The organism is Bradyrhizobium sp. USDA3010 (assembly GCF_056429065.1).
Genome location: NZ_JBWJZD010000102.1, coordinates 1 through 3,909, shown reverse-complemented (window position 1 = coordinate 3,909; position 3,909 = coordinate 1). Strand labels below are relative to the sequence as shown.

The 3,909-nt window shown below is 55.8% G+C and carries 4 protein-coding genes; all 4 read right to left on the bottom strand.

The window, feature by feature from the left end:
• Positions 1–154 precede the first annotated feature (154 nt).
• From AC066Y_RS42945 to AC066Y_RS42930, 4 genes are read right to left on the bottom strand one after another with little or no spacing between them, the layout of a single operon-like run.
• Positions 155–1,243: an NAD(P)/FAD-dependent oxidoreductase gene (locus tag AC066Y_RS42945; protein WP_478279101.1), complete on the bottom strand. Its 1,089-nt coding sequence runs from the start codon at positions 1,241–1,243 to the stop codon at positions 155–157.
• Entirely contained in the window at positions 1,240–1,581 is a 342-nt protein-coding gene (locus AC066Y_RS42940) for a cupin domain-containing protein (RefSeq protein ID WP_478279100.1), read from the bottom strand. Before AC066Y_RS42940 ends, AC066Y_RS42945 begins: the two co-directional genes overlap by 4 nt.
• Positions 1,582–1,633: 52 nt before the next feature.
• Positions 1,634–2,944 (bottom strand): lysine N(6)-hydroxylase/L-ornithine N(5)-oxygenase family protein, encoded by a 1,311-nt coding sequence (locus AC066Y_RS42935; RefSeq protein ID WP_478279099.1) that lies wholly within the window; start codon positions 2,942–2,944, stop codon positions 1,634–1,636.
• Between the two features lie 24 nt (positions 2,945–2,968).
• Complete coding sequence (locus AC066Y_RS42930) at positions 2,969–3,778, bottom strand: MFS transporter (RefSeq protein WP_478279098.1); 810 nt, start codon at positions 3,776–3,778, stop codon at positions 2,969–2,971.
• Between the last annotated feature and the right edge of the window lie 131 nt (positions 3,779–3,909).

The following is a 3,909-nucleotide window of genomic DNA, read 5'->3' as shown; positions in this document are numbered from 1 at the left end:
ATGCCTATCCTTATCGCTATCCTTACGACTATTCTTTGACATTGTGACCTCGCGACAAACCATTCCGCGAGATCTTCCTAGCCGACCAGATCAACCCTCAGCGCGTGGTCTCCGCATGACGCTCACGACCAATCACATCCGGCATATGCCACCCTCATGTCGCCGTAATGGCGTGTCTATCCGCAGAATATAGGGATCGTACCGCCTCTTGCGCACATGCTGGCCCAAAGCGAAACCCATTACCCGAACCACCGCCGATCACATGCAAACCTGCGATATCTTTCGCAGGACGGGAAAACGGGACGCCATCCGCCGAATAACAGTCGCAAAACACACGTGCTGACTCCACCGCTGGCACCTCGGAGGAAAACCACTTGGCCAGAATTGCGTTGGCACGCGCGAGATCATCCGAACTGAGCCGCAGTTCATCGGTGACCGGCTTCACATCCCATTCCTGCGAGGTAAAGCTGAACAGCCAGTATCCTTGCTCGATCATGGGAATGAGGAACGCGTAGTCATCGAAAAGCCCGATCATTGGACAGTTCGGCGTGGGCCGTGCGGCCAAATGGAGCGCGACGACCTTCTTGACTCGCAACCCCGGCTCGTCTGTTAGTTGCTGACGCAACGGTGACTCCGGTAACCATGGCCCGATTGCGACAATCGCCCGCTTCGCTGAGAGTTCGCTGTTATCAGAGGTCTGGAGAAGAATATTGCGCGGCCCCTTCCGTATTTTTGTAATCGATGTACTCTCTCTTATCGACCCCCCCTTGATCTTGAGCCTTTGAGTCAGATCCTGAACAATGGAATCGACTTGACAGTACGAACCACGATCCAACACAACGGCCACATCGTCGGGAACCAAGAACTGCGGCAGCGATAATAGCCTCTCGACGAGCGCGAAAGATGTTGATGGGGTCGGGCGGCCCGCACTGATCTGTTGCGCGAGTTCGCCGGGATTGCGTGTCAACCAAAACACATCACAGTCGCGTCCCCTGGGCCATCGTCCGTCGGGATAGATCCCGCGCCAGAATTTCGAACCACAGTCGATGAGGCTCCTTTCCTTCTGGTTACGACAGATGTTGATCTGGATCCCAGGCGCAAACCCGCTGGTACCAGATCCAACGATATCTCGTTCGGCGATGACTATTCTTTTTTCCGGGCGCTCGCTCGCTGCGATGAAGGCAGCACTGAGCCCCATAACGCCAGCCCCGATGACTGCGAGGTCATAGATATTGTCAGTCATTGAGCTTGTTTCCAGGATATGGAGAAGGCGCTCAGAACTTCGCTGCCACTATTTCGCAAATGATGGGTCTGATTTGGTCGCAGAAACACCAGATCGCCGGCCTTCACGGCCGACTCACCATCGTCGGTCACTACCTGACCGCGCCCGCTCGTGATTCGCCAGATCTCGGTGGAAGGATGAGAATGAGGCGCCGACACTGCAAGTGGATCGAGGCGGAATTCGATGAATTCGACCGGAACGGTGATCTCCGGATCATCTATCCCTTTGACGTCCTGCACGAGTACGCCAGGGCTATAGATCGTTACGTCCCCCAAAGTCATCAGCTGAGCATTCTTCATGGTGTATCTCCAATCATGCAGCTGATCGCGGCATGCTGCCCATTGTCGATCTTCAACGGGCGCTCTCGGGCACCGCACCATTCCACTTGAGAGCTCCTGTTGCAGGTCCACAATCGTAAGCCACCCGACCAATGATCGAATTGAGCACCGTTGAGGCGCGCCAAGGAACCAAACTCAGATTTGTGTCCGCGATCCCATGTTGAAATCGTGCGCCATTCTGGACGTATAAGCGGCAGCTTTCGGGGCCATCAAACCGAGCCCGGCACTCCCTGCCGACCACGATCTCCCGAGAGCCACCAGGCGCACTCACAATCCGAAGCCGGTTTGCAACCGGCTCCAGAAAGAGAGGGATCTCGGTACGGTAGCCCGTGGCCAGCACGATAATGTCGGCGACATGTTCTGCGCGAACGCCGGTGGCCTGCTGACGCACCCCCAGGCGAAATGGAGATGTGGCACGCAGCTCCTCAGCCATGGTGTCGACGCGTATTTCGACCTGAGCGGGATACGAACCTCTACCAACCTCGCGATCGTAAAGTGCGTTGTAGATCGCGCGCAGTGTCGATGGGTTGACGCCATCGCTCGCCAACGCTTGCTGTTCAAGGGTTTGCTTTCTGGCGGCCTCGCTTTGCTCAAGGAACCATCCCCCATACTGTGGAAAGAACCACTCGTTGACGAAGGGACTATCTTCCAGGGCAAATATGCTTGCGCGGCGCGTGATCCAGGCCAGAGCTTCCAGCGCGCCGCATGCACCAGTTAGCAGATGAAGAAATATTTCTGCTCCGCTTTGGCCACCACCTACCACAACAACGCGCTTGCTGGAGAACTCGCGGCGCCGCAGGAGGAAGGTACTCGCGTGAAACACCTGATTCTCCGGTGCATTTCTGCTCCAGTCGGGAACGGAGGGCACCCGGCCTACGCCGATTACTATCGTACGGGTCTGATAATTGCGGCGATTGGTAGCGATACTGAACGCCTCGCCGCGTAGTTCGACTGCAATAACCTGTTCGCCGAATTGAACGTTCGCAAGCTTTTCTGCCGCCCATTTCAAATAATCTTCAAATTCAGTTCGGCCAACCGAAGCGATACCTCGAACAATGGCTTGATAAAGCCGTTTTTTCTCGTGCAGGTAGGCGAGAAAACTATATGCACTTGTCGGATCTGCCGGTGTTACCAGGTCCTTTAAGGGGCTGGTTTGCATGAAAGCCCCATCAAGAAGCAAACCCGGATGCCAACTTAGCGTCTCCGATCTTTCTAGGATATGTACGGAAATTTCCGGAATCGGGGCCGCGAGCGCTGCCAGGCTCAGATTCGCCGGGCCTGCGCCGATTGCCGTTACCTGATGGCCGCCGCCCTGCGTTGACATCACTCTATCCGCAAGATGAGCCACTTAACGCTCCCGGCTGGTCGAAAACACTTGAATTGCGAGAACGATTCCATTGCCACCGATAAGCATCATCATGCTCTTCAGCAGGTCATCGAAGCTGTGGGCGCTCACGATCTGCCCGGCGATATATGGAAATCCGAATAGGCCAACGAAGTAGGAAAGCGTGAAGACCTGAGAAGCAACCGCCAATGATGTCCCGTCTGTACCTGCAATGAGGACAACCATACCATTCAGAGTCGAATAGCTAAGTCCGTATCCAAGGGCGAACATCGCTGTACCGAGGATGTAGATGTCCGCACTCCTTGTATTCATCAAAAGCAAGAATAGTCCCGCCATGGTGCACAAGATGAGAAACGCAGCGACCCACTCAAGCCGGACCTTTCCGATGACCGGCGCCACCGCGAAGCGCAAGAAAACGGCTGTCAACGTGAAGACTAGAAAGAATGTATCGGCGGATTGCTCCCGCGATGAAGCGTAAAGCGTCTGGAACGTGGACAGACCGGAAAACACGCATGCGCCGATTCCGATCATGACGATCGGATAACGCGTATTCGACTTGAAAGCCTCTCGCACGCTCTCAACCGTGAGTCGAACAGCCGCCATTTTGATCTGAGGAGCCTGCGCCAGTGCCCTGTCGGCCAACTCCAGCAGCATCGCGCCAACGAGACATGCAGCCGCGAATAGAGAGTACGCTGCGATATATGATCCGAAAATCTCCACGACGGTGCGCCCCAGGGGAACAGCAAGTCCGATCCCCAGCATCTGGGATCCGGAAAGCAAGGTGAGATATTTGACACGAGCCGCGGGCCGCACGCGCTCTAGCCCGTCCTATTCGTGAGAGTGCGGCTTTTGGGCCCGATTGATGCGGCCGTACATCTGCTCTGACGAGGCGCACAGGATTGCCTTCGGCTTTTCACCGCCTGACGACCGGTACTTTGCAACGC

What these genes read in the sequence shown, in the direction of transcription:
- AC066Y_RS42945 (WP_478279101.1), bottom strand. Translation starts at nt 1,243, where the DNA reads ATGACTGACAATATCTATGACCTCGCAGTCATCGGGGCTGGCGTTATG.
- AC066Y_RS42940 (WP_478279100.1), bottom strand. Translation starts at nt 1,581, where the DNA reads ATGAAGAATGCTCAGCTGATGACTTTGGGGGACGTAACGATCTATAGC.
- AC066Y_RS42935 (WP_478279099.1), bottom strand. Translation starts at nt 2,944, where the DNA reads ATGTCAACGCAGGGCGGCGGCCATCAGGTAACGGCAATCGGCGCAGGC.